This window comes from Oceanobacillus sp. HCA-5259 (genome assembly GCF_037892815.1).
Classification (GTDB): domain Bacteria; phylum Bacillota; class Bacilli; order Bacillales; family Amphibacillaceae; genus Oceanobacillus; species Oceanobacillus indicireducens.
Genome location: NZ_JBBKBV010000002.1, coordinates 221094 through 238107, shown reverse-complemented (window position 1 = coordinate 238107; position 17014 = coordinate 221094). Strand labels below are relative to the sequence as shown.

General features: G+C 38.4%; 15 protein-coding genes, 13 tRNA genes, 1 rRNA gene and 1 pseudogene. 27 read left to right on the top strand and 3 right to left on the bottom strand.

The window, feature by feature from the left end; genetic code table 11:
• Positions 1-17 precede the first annotated feature (17 nt).
• From rrf to WKU33_RS02355, 14 genes are all read left to right on the top strand, one after another.
• Positions 18-133, top strand: a 5S ribosomal RNA gene (gene rrf / locus WKU33_RS02420).
• A gap of 106 nt (positions 134-239) precedes the next feature.
• Positions 240-314: transfer RNA gene (locus WKU33_RS02415), tRNA-Glu, on the top strand.
• Positions 315-384: 70 nt separating this feature from the next.
• A tRNA-Val gene (locus tag WKU33_RS02410) sits at positions 385-460 on the top strand.
• Positions 461-620: 160 nt separating this feature from the next.
• Positions 621-697, top strand: a tRNA-Met gene (locus WKU33_RS02405).
• A gap of 80 nt (positions 698-777) precedes the next feature.
• Positions 778-854 (top strand) — tRNA-Asp (locus WKU33_RS02400).
• A gap of 199 nt (positions 855-1053) precedes the next feature.
• Positions 1054-1126, top strand: a tRNA-Phe gene (locus WKU33_RS02395).
• 353 nt (positions 1127-1479) lie between these two features.
• Positions 1480-1552 (top strand) — tRNA-Lys (locus WKU33_RS02390).
• Positions 1553-1648: 96 nt separating this feature from the next.
• Positions 1649-1725: transfer RNA gene (locus tag WKU33_RS02385), tRNA-Arg, on the top strand.
• Between the two features lie 100 nt (positions 1726-1825).
• Positions 1826-1899, top strand: a tRNA-Ile gene (locus tag WKU33_RS02380).
• Positions 1900-1930: 31 nt separating this feature from the next.
• Positions 1931-2023: transfer RNA gene (locus tag WKU33_RS02375), tRNA-Ser, on the top strand.
• 10 nt (positions 2024-2033) lie between these two features.
• Positions 2034-2104: transfer RNA gene (locus WKU33_RS02370), tRNA-Gly, on the top strand.
• 13 nt (positions 2105-2117) lie between these two features.
• Positions 2118-2191: transfer RNA gene (locus WKU33_RS02365), tRNA-Ile, on the top strand.
• Positions 2192-2257: 66 nt separating this feature from the next.
• Positions 2258-2331: transfer RNA gene (locus WKU33_RS02360), tRNA-Arg, on the top strand.
• Between the two features lie 68 nt (positions 2332-2399).
• Positions 2400-2472: transfer RNA gene (locus WKU33_RS02355), tRNA-Ala, on the top strand.
• Positions 2473-2667: 195 nt separating this feature from the next.
• Here WKU33_RS02355 and WKU33_RS02350 read toward each other — a convergent pair.
• A complete protein-coding gene (locus WKU33_RS02350; protein ID WP_340453003.1) occupies positions 2668-3537 on the bottom strand; it encodes an Rpn family recombination-promoting nuclease/putative transposase in 870 nt (289 codons plus the stop codon).
• A 423-nt stretch (positions 3538-3960) separates the two neighbouring features.
• On the opposite strand from WKU33_RS02350, the gene WKU33_RS02345 reads away from it, so the two are divergent.
• From WKU33_RS02345 to WKU33_RS19045, 6 genes and pseudogenes are all read left to right on the top strand, one after another.
• A complete protein-coding gene (locus tag WKU33_RS02345; protein WP_340453001.1) occupies positions 3961-4821 on the top strand; it encodes a transposase in 861 nt (286 codons plus the stop codon).
• Positions 4822-4881: 60 nt separating this feature from the next.
• Positions 4882-5229 (top strand): transposase, encoded by a 348-nt coding sequence (locus WKU33_RS02340; RefSeq protein WP_194461826.1) that lies wholly within the window; start codon positions 4882-4884, stop codon positions 5227-5229.
• Between the two features lie 281 nt (positions 5230-5510).
• Positions 5511-5684 (top strand): helix-turn-helix domain-containing protein, encoded by a 174-nt coding sequence (locus tag WKU33_RS02335; protein WP_188859786.1) that lies wholly within the window; start codon positions 5511-5513, stop codon positions 5682-5684.
• Between the two features lie 117 nt (positions 5685-5801).
• Positions 5802-6431, top strand: coding sequence for a DnaD domain-containing protein (locus WKU33_RS02330; protein ID WP_188859788.1), 630 nt, complete (start codon positions 5802-5804; stop codon positions 6429-6431).
• Complete coding sequence (locus WKU33_RS02325; RefSeq protein WP_188859790.1) at positions 6428-6760, top strand: hypothetical protein; 333 nt, start codon at positions 6428-6430, stop codon at positions 6758-6760. Before WKU33_RS02330 ends, WKU33_RS02325 begins: the two co-directional genes overlap by 4 nt.
• Positions 6667-8066, top strand: a pseudogene (locus WKU33_RS19045) (replicative DNA helicase). Before WKU33_RS02325 ends, WKU33_RS19045 begins: the two are co-directional and overlap by 94 nt.
• Positions 8067-8456: 390 nt before the next feature.
• On the opposite strand, the gene WKU33_RS02310 reads toward WKU33_RS19045, so the two are convergent.
• Positions 8457-8672: a helix-turn-helix domain-containing protein gene (locus WKU33_RS02310; protein WP_188859794.1), complete on the bottom strand. Its 216-nt coding sequence runs from the start codon at positions 8670-8672 to the stop codon at positions 8457-8459.
• Between the two features lie 243 nt (positions 8673-8915).
• Here WKU33_RS02310 and WKU33_RS02305 point away from each other — a divergent pair, with 243 nt between their 5' ends.
• From WKU33_RS02305 to WKU33_RS02290, 4 genes are all read left to right on the top strand, one after another.
• On the top strand, positions 8916-9131 hold the full coding sequence (locus tag WKU33_RS02305) for a hypothetical protein (protein ID WP_188859796.1): 216 nt from the start codon (positions 8916-8918) through the stop codon (positions 9129-9131).
• Between the two features lie 1022 nt (positions 9132-10153).
• Positions 10154-10924 carry a type II toxin-antitoxin system SpoIISA family toxin gene (locus WKU33_RS02300; RefSeq protein WP_340452985.1) on the top strand — a complete coding sequence of 257 codons (771 nt, stop codon included), beginning with the start codon at positions 10154-10156 and terminating at the stop codon, positions 10922-10924.
• Entirely contained in the window at positions 10917-11078 is a 162-nt protein-coding gene (locus WKU33_RS02295) for a hypothetical protein (protein WP_188859385.1), read from the top strand. The genes WKU33_RS02300 and WKU33_RS02295 overlap by 8 nt, the downstream gene beginning before the upstream one ends.
• A gap of 92 nt (positions 11079-11170) precedes the next feature.
• Positions 11171-11332, top strand: coding sequence for a hypothetical protein (locus WKU33_RS02290; protein ID WP_340452983.1), 162 nt, complete (start codon positions 11171-11173; stop codon positions 11330-11332).
• A 231-nt stretch (positions 11333-11563) separates the two neighbouring features.
• On the opposite strand, the gene WKU33_RS02285 is transcribed toward WKU33_RS02290, so the two are convergent.
• Positions 11564-11719, bottom strand: a complete 156-nt coding sequence (locus tag WKU33_RS02285; RefSeq protein ID WP_188859372.1) for a hypothetical protein — start codon at positions 11717-11719, stop codon at positions 11564-11566.
• A gap of 227 nt (positions 11720-11946) precedes the next feature.
• Between WKU33_RS02285 and WKU33_RS02280 the strand changes: the two genes are divergently transcribed.
• The 3 genes from WKU33_RS02280 (at position 11947) to WKU33_RS02270 (ending at position 17011) form a co-directional block, all read left to right on the top strand.
• Positions 11947-13116, top strand: a complete 1170-nt coding sequence (locus WKU33_RS02280; protein WP_340452980.1) for a DUF4145 domain-containing protein — start codon at positions 11947-11949, stop codon at positions 13114-13116.
• A gap of 110 nt (positions 13117-13226) precedes the next feature.
• Complete coding sequence (locus tag WKU33_RS02275; protein WP_340452978.1) at positions 13227-15788, top strand: type I restriction-modification system subunit M; 2562 nt, start codon at positions 13227-13229, stop codon at positions 15786-15788.
• A complete protein-coding gene (locus tag WKU33_RS02270) occupies positions 15785-17011 on the top strand; it encodes a restriction endonuclease subunit S (protein WP_340452976.1) in 1227 nt (408 codons plus the stop codon). The genes WKU33_RS02275 and WKU33_RS02270 overlap by 4 nt, the downstream gene beginning before the upstream one ends.
• Positions 17012-17014: the final 3 nt, after the last annotated feature.

Here is a 17014-nt window from a genome sequence, read left to right as displayed (position 1 = left end):
TAAGTATATATTTCATGTCTGGTAGCGATAGCGGAAAGGTCACACCTGTTCCCATACCGAACACAGCAGTTAAGCTTTCCAGCGCCGATGGTAGTTGAGACTTTGTCTCTGCGAGAGTAGGACGCCGCCAGGCATTTTTTTGTTTTAAATCGCCTCCACTACACCTTAATGGTTGGGCAATTGGCTGTTAATCAGCTATAAACTTTGTGTGTGGAGCTAATTATTTCCAAAACTTAATTGGCCCGTTGGTCAAGCGGTTAAGACACCGCCCTTTCACGGCGGTAACACGGGTTCGAATCCCGTACGGGTCACCATTTTTTTAGGAAGGCATATTAAATATGCAACGTCCTATTGCAACACATGTACTAGCATGTCCGATGCTTCGGAGGATTAGCTCAGTTGGGAGAGCACCTGCCTTACAAGCAGGGGGTCGCAGGTTCAAGTCCTGCATCCTCCACCATTATTTATATGTATTTTTACGATCACGGAGTGGAGCAAAGCCGAAACACCTCTGAATAGGCTTTGTGAGAAGTGTAAGCTTCCCCGAATTATCTCGAAACACGATGAACAGTCCTTATTCTATTATTATGCATTAACAAAACTTGCATATTTCTTATTATCGCGGGGTGGAGCAGTCCGGTAGCTCGTTGGGCTCATAACCCAAAGGTCGCAGGTTCAAATCCTGCCCCCGCAACCAAAAAATATTAATGCTAGTTGAATCGGTGGTACTTAGAAAGTGCAACCAAATAACATTAATGTTTTTAAAAATACAATTAAGGTCCGGTAGTTCAGTTGGTTAGAATGCCTGCCTGTCACGCAGGAGGTCGCGGGTTCGAGTCCCGTCCGGACCGCCACTATTATAAATGAATTATTATGGCTCGGTAGCTCAGTCGGTAGAGCATAGCGTAAACTTCTTCGAATTACTTCATTGTAGCTATGCGAGGAGTGCAACTTCGCCGAATAAGCTTGCAACACGACGAGCAACAACATCTTTGAACATGCTTCGAAACAGAACCCGAAGCGAGAGGCTAATTAAAATCAGTAATATTCCATGGCTCGGTAGCTCAGTCGGTAGAGCAACGGACTGAAAATCCGTGTGTCGGCGGTTCGATTCCGTCCCGAGCCACTTTTTTAAAAGCAGCACTACATAATATACGTTGGCCTAGCTCAATTGGTAGAGCATGCGAATTACATCCTTGCATGTACTTCTCCGAGGCGGCCTGCGAGGAGTGTACGCATCGTCGAATAATCTTGGAACACGACGAGCTTTCAAACTCCAAGCTCACATAATAAAACCAGCACCAAACTTACAACACGAGCCATTAGCTCAGTCGGTAGAGCACGCCGCGAATTACATCCTTGAGTGAACTTCTCTGAGGCGGCCTGCGAGGAGTGTACGCATCGCCGAATAAGCTTGCAACACGACGAGCTTTCAAACTCCAAGCTCATATAATAAAACCAGCACCAAACTTACAACGCGAGCCATTAGCTCAGTCGGTAGAGCATCTGACTTTTAATCAGAGGGTCACAGGTTCGAATCCTGTATGGCTCATCAATTGAATCACGGTTTTGGCGGGAGTCGCTAGTTGCAGAGGATCTCTAAACCTTCGCGGAGTCTGGTTCCGACTGAACCCCAGAACCATATAAAGCGCCCGTAGCTCAATTGGATAGAGCGTTTGACTACGGATCAAAAGGTTAGGGGTTCGACTCCTCTCGGGCGCGCCATATACATATTTGATTGCGTGAAAGCAGCTCAGAGATGACGGGCATAAAAAATACCAGTGAGGTAGTGAATTCAACTCCCACCGGTCACCCCATAAATACTGGACCCTTAGCTCAGTTGGTTAGAGCTATCGGCTCATAACCGATCGGTCGCAGGTTCGAGTCCTGCAGGGTCCATCGGTTCATCTAAAGAAGCATCATATAGTTCGGAGGTATACCCAAGTCCGGCTGAAGGGATCGGTCTTGAAAACCGACAGGCGGGTCAAACCGCGCGGGGGTTCGAATCCCTCTACCTCCTCCATTTTACATATGCGGGTGTAGTTTAGTGGTAAAACCTCAGCCTTCCAAGCTGATGATGAGGGTTCGATTCCCTTCACCCGCTCTTATTTCATGATGGGCCTGTAGCTCAGCTGGTTAGAGCGCACGCCTGATAAGCGTGAGGTCGGTGGTTCGAGTCCACTCAGGCCCATTAGAAAAACACTTGTTTCTGGGATAGGCAATACATAGTTTTGTAGGAAAATATATTGTTTATGTTGCGCTCTTAGCTCAGCTGGATAGAGCAACAGCCTTCTAAGCTGTAGGTCAGAGGTTCGAATCCTCTAGGGCGCATGAGCCATTCATTATTATTTAGCAGCTTAGGACTAGAATAGCCAACTATTTTACATATATTTTATCTTGGGGTCTTAGCTCAGCTGGGAGAGCGCCTGCCTTGCACGCAGGAGGTCAGCGGTTCGATCCCGCTAGGCTCCATCTAAGCAGGACTACAGTTAGCTTATTAGCTAATTGTAGTCCTTTTTTGTGGTAATTATTTCTTTTTCAATTCACGTTTAATTTCTACAACACGTGATACTGTTAATTCTGTAAAATTCGCTACTTCTTCAACCGCCATACCGCTACTTAGAAGGCGTCGTGCAGTTGTTTCGTTAGCAATTTTTTTACCTTGCTCTAAACCTTTTCTAAACCTTCATATAAACCTTGCTTTATACCTTGTTGGAGCCCTTGTTCTAGCCCTTGTTCTAATCCCTCCTTCATTATGCGTTTTCTACCTTCCTCGAGTCCTTCTTTCAATCGCAGTTCCATTTCTCGTTTAGCAGCTTCTTCATCTAAAATATATTTTAGCCTTGCTTCATAAGCAGCGTACTCCTTATCATTCATACTTAATTCTTCCCAATTTTTAAAGGCAGACTCTAATGATTTATCGTTCATTGCAATCTCCTCCAATTTTTGAAAAATGTCATCATAAACCTTTTTATTCTTCCTGTCAACAATTCCTAAAAGTAATAACCATCTTGCTAGTATATCATTCCAAGGGTCAAGCTGCTCTTTTTTCCACGCCTGGATGAGTTTAGGCATTTCTATAAAATGAAATTCCATCAACTCGGTCAGCTTGAACTTTTCTTCATCTTCGTACAGGTGATACGTGGTGTGGAATCGATCCGTTTGCATCAAGTAATTGAAGTTCATGATATTAATGGCAATGACTGGTCTTAGTTCCTTATAAGCCATACTCTTTTTCATTTGCCGGCGATAGATACCTGACCAATAATAAATCGAGCGGTTAATCATATTATGCTGATCCGTGAACTGGATTTCCACATTGATTCGTTCACCAGTTTCAGTTTCAACGATTATATCTAATCGTGACTGCTTGTCACCGTCATATTCCTCTACTTCCTCTACGTTTATAAAAATGATGTCCTTAATAGAGTTGCGATTCGTTTTTTGCAAAATTGCATTTAAAAATACCACAGTGATTTGTTTATTCTTTTCTGTACCAAATAACTGTTTAAAAGCATAATCAACTTTTAGATCCATAAATTTGTTCAAGGGTATCCGTTTGAGTAAAGTAGTATCCGAACGTTTTCGGTTTGACTTTGGTCGAACGTGTTCTTTGTCCTCCTTTACTTCCATTATGATTGGGGGAACAGTGGGATAAATTTCAGAGGTAGTATTTCGTGGCATATTGATGCTCCTTATTAAATTTTGAGGGTAGTTTCTGAGAGGTATTTCTACTGTAAGTATACCAAATATTTATATAAGATTCAGTTATTTTTTATCATTCCTCGGAGTATGAAGATGTGTAATTGTTATGGTGGCTCACTTTTAAGTTACCATATACGTAAATAATAGTTTTTTACACTTCATTGAAACAACCGAACAAATGTGCTAAGATAGATAAAGAATATTATCTTCTAGAAACCTCACCATAATATCTTAAAAGGACGGGATATCTTGGTAATGCCCCTAGTTATTAGAGAAAAAACGTCGACTTACACAAAACATGATCAGCTTCATAAAAAACTTATCCACACATTTTTCAAAGAATTTCTAAAAGTATTTTTTCCAGACGTGCATAAGCAGATTGATTTTCATGCGATTAAACCAATTTCAGAAGAAGTATATACAGATATAGTGGAAGGAGAGACTAGGCGGCTTGATATTGTTGTGGAAACTAAGATAAGAAATACAGATGTTGTGATCATTGTTCATATTGAACCACAGAGCTATGTGCAAAGGTATTTTCATGAACGGATGTTTCATTACTTCAGTTTGCTCTATAATAAGTATAGAAGACCGATTGTGCCCATTGCAGTATTTAGTTATAAGGAAAATTGGGAAAAGAACAAGTATACGATGGAATTTCCATTTCTTTATGTTTTGACATTTAACTTTCTGACCCTGCATTTGAAAAAGGAGAATTGGCGTGATTATATACGTTCGGATAATCCGGTAGCCGCAGCATTATTGAGTCAAATGGGATATGATAAAGTAGAAAAAATAGAAGTAAAAAAGGAATTTTTGCGTATGCTGACGAGAATGGAACTTGATCCGGCAAAACAACGATTAATATATGGCTTTTTTGAAACATATTTAAAACTATCAGAAGAAGAGGAGGAAAAGTTGATGAAGGAAATTAGGGATTTACCAGAGGCTGAAAAAATATTGGAAATTCCAATTTCGTATGAGGAGAAAGGAAGGGTTGAAGGGGTTAAGCAAGTAGCGATGGAAATGATAAAAGAAGGAGCCAGTTTAGAATTCATCTCTAAAGTAACAAAATTAACAATGGAAGAGTTAGAGAAATTAAAAAAGCATATATGAATATAACTTGAAGTTATTCCAAAAAACATTCAAGCTGGAGGGCACGTAAGTCTTCCCCAAGTGCTTCTTTTTGTTTTACGGGATCCAATACTAAATACTTCAAGATACCTTTCTTCGGCAAAACAACGATTAATATATGGCTTTTTTGAAACATATTTAAAAATATCAGAAGAAGAGGAGGAAAAGTTGATGAAGGAAATTAGGGATTTACCAGAGGCTGAAAAAATATTGGAAATTCCAATTTCATATGAGGAGAGAGGAAAGGAGCTAGGGAGAAAAGAAGGTAGAGTTGAAGGAGTTAAGCAAGTAGCGATGGAAATGATAAAAGAAGGAGCTAGTTTAGAATTCATCTTTAAAGTAACAAAGTTAACAATGGAAGAGTTAGAGAAATTAAAAAAGCATATTTGAATATAACTTGAAGTTATGCCAAAAAACCTTCAAGCTGGAGGGCACGTAAGTCTTTCCCAAGTGCTTCTTTTTGTTTTACGGAATTCAATTCTTCAAGATACCTTTCCTTGAACAGTACGAGGTCAGCTCGTTATGATGGGCGGGTTTATGTTAATGGATACTGAAAAGCGGGTTAATCAGAAAAACTTCTCTGATTAACCCGCTTTTTCTATTTCCTTATTCAAAAATACCCCCAAATCCCGACTAATCTCGATTATAGGAGTAAAAGGGAGGGAAATCAGATGGAAACACGTACCATGTCCGTTGAAGAAGTAGCTGCTTTCCTCGGATTGCACCGGGATACCATCTATGATCTAGTTAGAGAAAATAAGCTTCCGCATGTCAGACTTGGCGGCAGGATATTCTTTCTGGAAGATGTGTTGGAAAATTGGCTGCGTAAAAATATGGTGGAATAGGGCCGAGGCGCTAAAGATCGGGGGATAAAACCTTCGATCTGCAGTTGGCCTTTTTGGCGTGGTTTGCAAGTATAGCTAAAAAGCGGATTCATTTTAATGAAAGGGAGAGAAGAACGCATGACAAAATTAAATTTTCACAGGGAAAAGAATATGTTTATGGACTGGATCATGTTGAATGATATGTCTACAGGGGAGATTGCACTATGGCACACATTGATGAATATGGGAAATCGGCTGGGGCAGCGACGCTTGTTTAATGCGCCTGCTTCGACCTTAATGCGCTTAACCGGTCTATCCTTTTCTGAATCTGCACCAATGGAGTTCAGAAACTTGACCCAACAGTTGACCGAAGAGTTGACCATACATAAAGAGAAAGTTAAAGAAAAGAGAAGAGGAGGAAGCGGCGAAGAGGAACTGCACTCTATTTTTATAACGTATGAAAAAAATATCAACAAGCTGACCCCGCTTGTGAAAAGAGATCTATACCAATGGATACATGCACTTGGTAGGGAAGTGGTTGAAGAAGCGATTCACATTACAGTGAAAAAAGGCGGGAGGACATTCAGTTATACCGAAGCAATCTTAAACGAATGGGAATCCCACAACTTAAAAACATTAGAGGAAATCAGGCACTATGAAGCGGAGAAAGGGTTAAGAAATAGAAAGAAGCTGATCCAAATGCCGAGCAGTAAGCCTGACATAGAAGAAGAATCACTGGAAGAATGGGCAAGGGAGGTATTCCAATGACAACTGATGAAGCGCTGGAAATATTAAAGACGATTAATGAAATGTATCCGAAGTTTAATCTGACGAAAAGAAAAGCAAAAATCCTTATTCCAAGTTTAAAGCAAATGGACTATACCGGGGTCTTGAAGAATCTTAGCGCACACGTGATGCATCAATTGTACCCGCCAATGCTTAGTGAAATTGCTGCATATCCGCCAGTAACAGAGAAAGACTCGTCACTTGCGGAAATTGAAAAATGGGAAGAAGAAGCGAAAAAAGTGACACCAGAAATGAAACAACATTTCGAGGAGCAGTTCGAAAAATTACTTCAAAAGAAAGGATGGAATTAAACATGGATACGTATTATGCAGAAACAAGCCTGCTTGGTTCCATTCTACTCGAAAGTTCACTCTTTAAAGAAGTCGAGATTGATTCCAACTATTTTAACTATTCGCGGCACAAGGTAATTTTTGAGGCAATGGAGGAGGCTTATAAAGAGAAAGAAAAAATAGATGCAGTCATTCTCACGAGCGTGTTAGGAGAAAAAATCGGAGCAGTTGGAGGTGTCATGTACCTGACGGATCTCGCCGAATCTGTACCGAGCACTTCGACATTCAAACATTATGAGCAGATTTTGAAAGAATCCTATCAACTGCAGCAGGCAAAGTTAGCCGCACAGGAGTTTCTAAATCAACCCACTGTCACAAACTTAGACCGTCTGCTTGGTGACTTAAAGGATTGCAGTTCGTTAACAGCCTCCTCAATAAAAGAAAGCACCTATAGTGACTTAGTGGCGATCAGTGAGGAACTGATAGATCCTGCATCCGAACATATTGGGTATATGACCGGCTTAGGCTCATTTGATCAATTAACTGGAGGGCTGCAGCGGGGAGACTTGATGATCCTCGCTGCGAGACCTTCTGTAGGGAAGACGGCTTTCGCATTGAACTTGGCAGCAGGTCATTGTAAAAACGGCGGATCGACGCTTTTGTTTAGTCTCGAAATGGGAGACGCCAGCTACTCAAACGAATGATTTCCGCAGAAGCATTTGTGAACGGAGGCAAGTGGCGCGATATTAAGAACCGCTTTTCACCAGAGGATTACGAAAGAACGATGAACGCAATTGGAAATCTCACAAACTGGCAACTGGAGATTATGGACACGAAACGCAGCCTCGCAGAAATCCGTGCAGAAATACGGAAACACCTCCAAGATCCAGCAAAGAGGAATCATCTTGTCATTATCGATTACTTGCAGCTCATCACGCCTTCGATTCTGAGAAAAGATCGCCGCGATCTCGAAATCGGGGAGATTACAAGAGAGCTGAAGTTACTTGCGATGGAGCTGGATATTCCAATTATCCTTTTATCTCAGCTATCTCGGGGTGTAGAAACAAGGCAGGATAAGCGCCCGATGATGTCTGATTTAAGGGAATCAGGAAATATCGAGCAAGATGCGGATGTCATTGCTTTCTTGTATCGGGATGACTATTACGATAAGGATAGTGAAAAGGAGAATGAGCTCGAAGTAATAATTTCGAAGCATCGGAATGGGCCGATTGGGGTGGTGGAATTGGAGTTTTTGAGGGAGTATGGGAGGGTGAGGGAGTGGGATAGGGCTTGTGGAGGGAAGGAGCGGGAAATGTTGATTGTGTGATAGAAAAGATAAGAATAGAAGGAACGAAATAATAACTATTGGTTTAGTGTAAATTCAATTCCATCGACAAGCACGCATCCCCACCTCCCCGCAGTTAGGTTTATTAAAACTAGAAGTTTATTAGTACTGGCTATTAAATATGATATTCATTTAAAAATATTTTGATAAATTATTGAAGAACAAGAACGTATGTGCTATTATGCGAGTAGATGGCGGGTTTAAAGTATCGAATAATCAACCAAAAGGTTAGTCCCTATTGTCAGAAAAGTATTAGAGCAACATATAGTAGAGTTTAATATCTCCAAAAAATTTCAACTAAATCTATAAGAAGCTGTACTGATTACCTTCTTTGCCTTCCGCCATCTTTATAAAGAGTGCATAAATTTTTTACTACTCATCTGTTAAATCAATAATATCTCTAATGTCGTCAACACCCAATGCTTCTGCTATTTTTTCTATATGTCGGAAGTTAATGTTTTCTCTTTTATGGTTTGATAGCTCACTTAATGTCGCATGTCGAATATCGGTTAAGCGAGACAGTTCTCTTAATGATATATTATGTTCAACAAGTAATTCTTTGATTTTTATAACAACTTTTTTCTCCATAGGCCCCACCTAATAAAAAATATTTGACTATATGAAAAAGTTAGCATATACTACATGAAAACGTGGTACTTATATAAGTACCAACGAGGGCAGAAAAGTTAATACATCAAGTTTATGATTAATCGTAGAGGGTGGTGGTATCTTAATTGATTGTATCTCTAAGAGTACGTTGCGAGTGGTTAAAGTTATCCGAGTATAGGTGTGGGTGTAACTATTAAACTATTAGTTAGGAGGATTAATCACATGCTAAGGGAAAAAGTATTGAAAGAAGATCTTGTTAGAAATCTGTATCGCAAACTTGCCCTAGTAGAAATAGAAAGAGCACTCATTAAAATATCCTGTAGTTTGATGGAAGATGATGTATATACCGTTGACGATGCGGTAGGCGAACTAATAAAAATTATAGATTTAATTGAAATGGAGCGGCAGGGAATCGTGAGTGATATGGGCATTTCTTAAAGTCGTTTTAGGAAAAAAGTGATGACTAGGTAATAACGAGATTCTAGTATTTTTAATAATTAGTAAGGAAAGATTGTAAAAGGAGTATGCATCCATGCTATAAAGGAAAATGATGGATATTATCTATACTCTTTATTGATCGAGATACATTCTAACAATTTTAGATATAGAAGTCTAATCCTAAACTGAAGAAGGAAATAGGTTAATTCCACCTCTGCCATCTTTTTGGTCCACTTAAGACAGTTTTGAGCCACCGCTGCCAAGATTGAGCTAGTATGTTTGATACTATATATAGCAACACTCCCACCACCTTTGACCTTGTTTGTGTCCGTGTGGTTTTGATGCGGATGGCTAATAACCAGCCTTTAGAGCCCTATCCAAATCAATAGCATACCACAGACAATCGCTCCTAAGTTCCACTGGTGGGACTCCGAGCCCTTCCAGCCAGCATTAAGAAGTGGAATGGTAGTAAAGGGCGAGCGGCTAAAGCCTTGGTTAGATATTCTTATTTCTAGCAAGTGGTGTAAAGTTGCACACTATACCAGCTAAAAACGGGTGATTTTTTGCAAATTCGAACGGATATTTCTACGTTATTTCAGCCAAAATCTGGCGTAATGTACAAATTCACTACCATTTAATTACAATAATACGTTTGTGGCTTGACATGGAGCCTCTGTGGGCATGGGTTGTTGTGAAAGAGGAAATCGGCAAAACACCGATTTCACAAGGCTTATAGCCTACCATGCCCACTTCTCCATGTAAAGCCGTGTCACGGACTTTTGTTAGTATTTTCCAAGCCGGAATACTGTGCTAATGTGAATCTGTGATAATGTGGATATTTACACAAGTGGAACACCTCTGTCATAGCTGGATCATTTCCTTGTCAAGGTGAATCAAAAAGATGGCATAAATGGGGCAATCGGACGGCTGGAATCATCTGGAATCTATGCTGATTGCAGAATCTCTCCAATGAGTAAAACGAGTTTATGTAATAATCAAATTAAAAAGAAAGGGGAGAGCAAATGGATACAGTACTTCTTGTTTGTTCCATTGTAATAGTTATCTTCTTAGGTATTTATATTGTTGGGCTATGGAAGAAGCCAAAACTAGCTGCCCTTTATATAAAGCAAGTAAGAGCAACTTGGTACTTTGTCTTCCTAGCAGGTTCATTAGTATTTATCAATTCCTATCCAGAAAGTTTATTTATTCGCTGGGAGCAATATTTAATAGTATTAATTGGATTCTTTCTCATTGATTCTTTCATATTTCTAAATCTTTATGTTTCAAAATTTGGGGGAAATGAGCTAAAAGAACATCCAGAGGTAGAAGAAGCGATAGCGGAAACTCAAGAATTATTGAATCAAGCAAAAGCTAAAATAGACAATTTAACAGTTGTATTGCATGACCATAAGTTTGTGTCGTATACTGAAGATGAGGTATCTTATACACAAAAGTTTGAAGAGTTGATACAGGAATATTCTTCTTTAGAGAATTTAATGATTGACATCATTCCATACAGTACGGATGAAGAAATTAAGGATGTGGAAAAGGATGTTAGCCAGAGGTTCAAGATGAGAAGATGGTTGAGTAAGGACTTAACCTATTTTCATCCAAAGGAAAACTTCTTCCTACATCCATTATATATCTATGATAAAAAGTATGTGTTAAAGGGTACTCCATTAAATGAAACGAAAAACATCACCGAAACGGATGTTCAAGCAATTAATCTATTGTTTATCACCTATTCGCTAATGGTTGAAGTACAACCAAAGGAGGCAGATGTAGATGGGTAAGAATAAAAAACAAATTTATAAGAGCGCATCTGGTATAAAGATGGGTAAAGTCGGATTAAGTCCTGTTAGTAGGCGTGTAAAAAACAGAAATCAGGCATATATTGATGCTTATAAAAGTAGGGAAAAGCAAGGGAAAAAAGTAAAAATAATGTAATTAAGGCAGCACTCAAGAAATTTGAGTGTTTTTTCTTATTAATTTCATAAGTGACATACTTTTTGCATACCTTAACATAAGAGGTGACAAGTATGCAAAAAGAAAAAACGGCAAAATATATAAAGTTTGGAAGAGTTGACGATTCTCCCTATACACAAAAAGTAAAACAGAAGAACAAGTACATTATCGAAGCCATAAAAATGAAAAAAGCAGGACCATTTTGGTTTATAAAACAATTATTCAAAATAAAATAGGCAAAGGATAGGTGTTTAACATATAAGTTCCTTGTCAATATAAGAAGTAAAACTTTATTCACCAGGTTTTCCGGTTCTTAGATCGTTGTGTCACTGGTAGCATAACGAATCGCTTGAAATTCAAAGGCTTCTGAGAGGTTTAAAATATCTTGTTTTTCACGCTTAATTTCAATTAATACAATATCCCCTGTTATAAATTGCGGTCAAGTCACTGCCCCCCTTCCGCATTCCTTACTTCTTTCCGACAATCAGCATCAATTCTTCACCGTTACGAGTTATTTCAATATTTTGCCTTAGCAATTCCTCGATGTCTTTTTCTTTCATATTTAATTCCACAAAAGTGAGTGGTTCCAACTTGGTAGCATGATAATCAGAAATTCTATACATAATGATGCCACTTGTGGTAGTGATTATTGTAGCAGATGATTTTACATGTTTGAAATGACAATATAGATCAACTTCAACTTTACCTATACGAAAATTCGTTCGCTGGAAAGCAACAAATCTGGTAAGATATAGGTAGTAATACATACCCCACAAAATTAAAACTTGCTATCCATAAATACATACATATCAGCAATTTGTTTTTAGTTTACATCAAGGGAGAACAGAGAATGGGAAGTTATTTTTATCAGTTTCTAGAAGATATATCAGAAGAATTGGCGAGGACGTTGAACGAACTGGAAAAAGCAATCTACCAAAGTCCGCGCTCGATGTTGACACATAGTAGAACGTTTATCGAGGTATTGCTTGAAAAAGTGATGATCCACGAAAATATGCCCAATGAGCCGTATTTAACGATTAAAACCCGGATTCAAAATTTGGATGATAAAGGGTTGCTGAATGAAGAAGTGAAACATGCATTCCATGAGGTTCGGAAATTAGGGAACGTGGCAGCACATGACACACGACAATTCAGGTTTTCGGAGTCGCTCACGTCTTGGGAGCATATTCATACGATTGTGAAATGGTTCGTGGAAGTGTATGAATCCTATACGATTGTAGTTCCAGATTATGTGGATCCAATCATGAAACAGGAGCATTCCTATGGGTTAGAAGAGATGGCCCTGCGCTTCAAGAAAATTGAAGATTTGCTGAAGGAATCACTTGCGCATGAGAAACCGAAAGATGTCGAATTTGTAGAAAATGAGCTGACTGCAGAAGATAAAAAAGAGGAACGGAAGAAGAGGAAGGGCAGGCTTTTATTGCAGGAGGCTTTCAATGAAGAGCCTGGATTTATTCCTGTGCGTACGATTCACTATGGAGATGACTCCATCGATATCCCCTACTTTTTGCGTGATGCATTTCTACTTCCCCAGCGTTTTGAAGAGTCGGAGCGTTTTTTGGTTCGTCTAGGTGGAGAGCAACAAGCTAGAATAATGAGTGAACTGCCGAATTCATTGGAAGGTTTCCATTTAAGGGTAACGCGCTATACCGAATCTCATTCCGAAACATTCTTTAAAGAGTTGAAGGAATTTGTTGCGGAAGAAATTAGAAGGAAAAAGCTGATGAACAGCCGTCCAGGAGAGTTGTTCTTATTCTATAAGTCTAGTGAAATTGTGGTGACGGAGGACTTGGGTAATGTGGATATCAGTGTAGAGAATTTTACTGGTATGCCTGGGTTGATTGAGCAGTTGAATCAGGATGGGATTGATAAGGTTCGGGATTTGCCGAAGGAGTTGCTGATTCTTGGGAAGTATCGGAGAGTTGGGAAGAGTAGGGTGGAGAGCTTTTTTGGGCAGCTTGAGGAGATACAGGGGGATTTGGTGAAAGTTTTTGTTTGAATTTTAATCCTTAATGTGCAGTTAGAGTAATAGTAATAGTATTTTAGGTGTGAAGGTTTAATCCCAAAAGACAACATCAAGAATGTGTTTACAAACATGGAGGAAACGTAATGATTACATCAGATGATATTAAAAGAAGACTGTGGGACGGTGCCAATGACCTTAGAGGATCAATGGATGCTAGTCGATATAAAGATTATATGCTAGGGCTCATGTTCTATAAATTCCTTAGTGATAAAACACTTGAAACGTTTATGACAACAAGTGGTGTGAAAGGAAACGAAGAAGAGGTTGTTCAAGCTTATGAAGAGGCTTATGAAAGTTACGGGGACAATCTCATTCATATGATTCAGAATGTCCTTGGATATTATGTTTTACCGAAATACTTATATCAGACGTGGTTAAAAGATATTCGGGAAGGCGCATTTGAATTAGAGAAAGTAACAGAGAGCTTACAAAGTTTCGAACGGACGGTTGCGACGACTGGAGATATTGATGATTTTAAAGGACTTTTTTCTAGTTCAACGATTGATTTAACAGACACGGCATTAGGAAGTAACTTGAACGCTCGAAGTAAAAACATTCGTAAGCTAATTGAACTATTCGCTGACTTAAATATGGTTGCCCTGCAAAAAGGGGATGTATTAGGCGATGCTTACGAATATTTAATCGGTCAGTTTGCGATGGAATCGGGAAAGAAAGCTGGAGAGTTCTATACACCACGTCAAGTCAGTGAAGTCATGGCACAAATTGTTGCCAAAACGACGAAAGTAAACTCCATCTATGACCCTACTGTTGGTTCAGGATCATTACTGTTAACGGTTAGCCGATATTTAACAGAAGATAACCGCAAAGACCTTCATTACTACGGGCAAGAAAAAAATACGGCTACCTATAACTTAACTCGAATGAATTTATTATTACACGATGTCAGGCCGGAGAAAATGACCGTTAAAAATGGCGATACCTTAGGGCACGATTGGCCTGAAGATCCAGAACGCCCCAATGAAGGGGTTCAGTTTGATGCAGTCGTGATGAACCCGCCATACTCTGTTAAAAATTGGAATCAGGAAGATTTAAAAGTAACAGACCCACGTTTTGAAGTTGCTGGGGTTTTGCCACCAGATTCTAAAGGAGATTATGCATTTTTACTACACGGTTTATTCCACTTAGGTCAAGAAGGTACGATGGCAATTGTACTTCCGCATGGTGTCTTATTTCGTGGTGGTGCAGAAGGAGAAATTCGTAAACGATTATTAGATAAAAACTATATTGATACCATCATTGGGTTGCCAGACAAATTGTTTACAAATACAGGGATTCCTGTAATCGTGATGATTCTGAAAAAGAACCGAGCGCTAAATGATCCTGTACTTATGATTGATGCGTCTAAATCCTTTGTAAAAGAAGGAAAGCAAAATGTATTACAAGAGAAGGATATCGCTAAAATTGTTGATACATATATCGAACGAACAAGTGAGGCGGGATATAGTTATAAAGCAACGAAAAAAGACATCAAAGAAAATGAATATAATTTAAATATCCCACGTTATATTGAAACGGTAGAAGAAGATATTGCCCATGATGTGGACGCACATTTATATGGTGGCATCCCGCTAAGCCAAATTAATAATCTAGCAGTGCTCAACGAGATGACGAAAGATGTATTATACAATGCATTTACGGAAGTACGTCCAGGTTACGTAGAATTAACAAAATCAGTTAAAGACTTAACAGAAGAAGTGTTAACTCATAAAAACGTACAAAAACAAATCAAATCACTAACAGAAGCAACAAAAGCCTATATGGATACCTATTGGGAAAAGTTAAAAACAGTGCCTGACGTGAATGCTATTGACCAGTTAAAAGATGAAATGTTAACGGAAATTAAACTGTTATTAAAACAAGTTCCTCACGTTAGTACGTATGATGGTTATCAGATTATTGCAGAGTTATGGGAAAACACACTTGCAGGAGATGCAGAGAAAATTGCAATAAGCGACTTTTACACGGTTGCTCGAACACGTGAAGCGAATATGGTTACAAAAGGTTCCGGTAAAACGAAGCGAACGGAGCAAGATGGTTGGGTAGGAGCAATTGTTCCAAATGAACTTATATTAAAGGAACTCTATACAGAAGCATTACGTGATGTAGAAACAAAAAAAGAGACATTAGCAGCTATTCATGATGAAATAAATGAGCTCGTTGAAGCGGCAAAAGTGGAAGAAAGTGAAGAAGCAGAAGCATTAGGTGACACATTAAATGCTAGAGAAGACGACTTTACTTTATCAGCAGTAAAAGCAGAATTAAAAAAGGTTGCGAAAGACACCAGTGAAGCTGCTTTATTAGAAAAGGTTAGAAAACGATTAGATGAAAAATCATCTTTAAACAAAGCAATTAAAGAAAAAGAAAAAGTATTAACCGAACAAGTGGAAGAAAGAATAGAGAACTTAACAAATGAAGAAATCAATCAGCTTATGTATAAAAAATGGTTTGGTAATTTAATCGACGACATTACAAAGCTTGTAGAAGTACCACTTAAAAATGAACTGGATATATTGAAAGAGTTAAAAGAAAGATATGCGGATACTTTAAAAACGATTGAAGAAGAAAGTAAATCACTGGAGGAACAATTTGAAGCAATGCTTTCAGAATTGGTGGTGACGGAATGATGGAAGAGAAGAGATTAGTGCCGAAGAGAAGGTTTAAGGGATATTATAAAAACTGGTTTGAACTAAGACTGAAGGATTTTAGGGAAGAATCGGATAGATATTCATATACAGGGGGACCTTTTGGTTCTGATCTAAAATCAATAGATTATACTGAAACTGGTATACGGATCATCCAACTCCAAAATATTGGTGATGGTTTTTTTTCAAATAGTTATAAAATATATACCTCGAAGGAAAAGGCTGAATCGCTTTCATCTAATTTAATTTTTCCTGATGATATTATTATTGCCAAAATGGCAGAACCTTTGGCAAGAGCAGCTATAATCCCTAATGATGAAAGTAAATATTTAATGGCATCTGATGGCATTAGATTAAAGGTTGATAAAAGTAAATTTAACAATTACTTCATTTTAACTTTGATAAATCATGATAATTTTAGAAATAAAGCATTAGAGAATTCAACAGGGACAACAAGAAAACGTATTGGTCTGGTAACATTAGGAAATTTAGGTTCTTATGTACCTGAATTTGGTGAGCAACAAAAAATCGGTAAATTTTTTAAGATTTTAGATGAAAGAATTGCAAATCAAGAACGGAAGATTGCTAAAGTAAAAGCATTAAAGTCTGCCTATTTAACCGAAATGTTCTCACAAGAAGGCGAAACTGTACCGAAAAGAAGGTTTAAAGGATTTCAAAGTGAATGGTTAAGACGAAAAGTAGGGGATATATTTCAAGTGACAAGAGGTAATGTACTATCAACTACAAAAATTGAAAAAAAACAGAGTAAGAATTCACATTATCCGGTATATTCCTCACAAACCCAAAATGATGGTCTATTAGGTTATTATTCTGCTTATTTATTTGACACAGCTATTACTTGGACTACTGATGGAGCTAATGCGGGTACAGTTAATTACAGAGAAGGTAAATTCTATAGCACAAACGTTAATGGAGTCCTTATTTCTAATGAAGGGTACGCTTGTAAAGCTGTCGCTGAAATACTTGACTTAGAGGCATGGAAACATGTTTCTAAGGTTGGAAATCCAAAGCTTATGAATAATGTAATGTCAAACATAGAAATACTTATTCCTAATAATATAAAAGAGCTAGAAATGTTATCGTTGTTTTTCAAAAACTTAGATGATCAAATCGCTACCGAAGAAAAAAAACTACAAAAACTAAAGAAAATGAAAGAAGCCTATTTAGAAGAAATGTTCGTGTAGGAA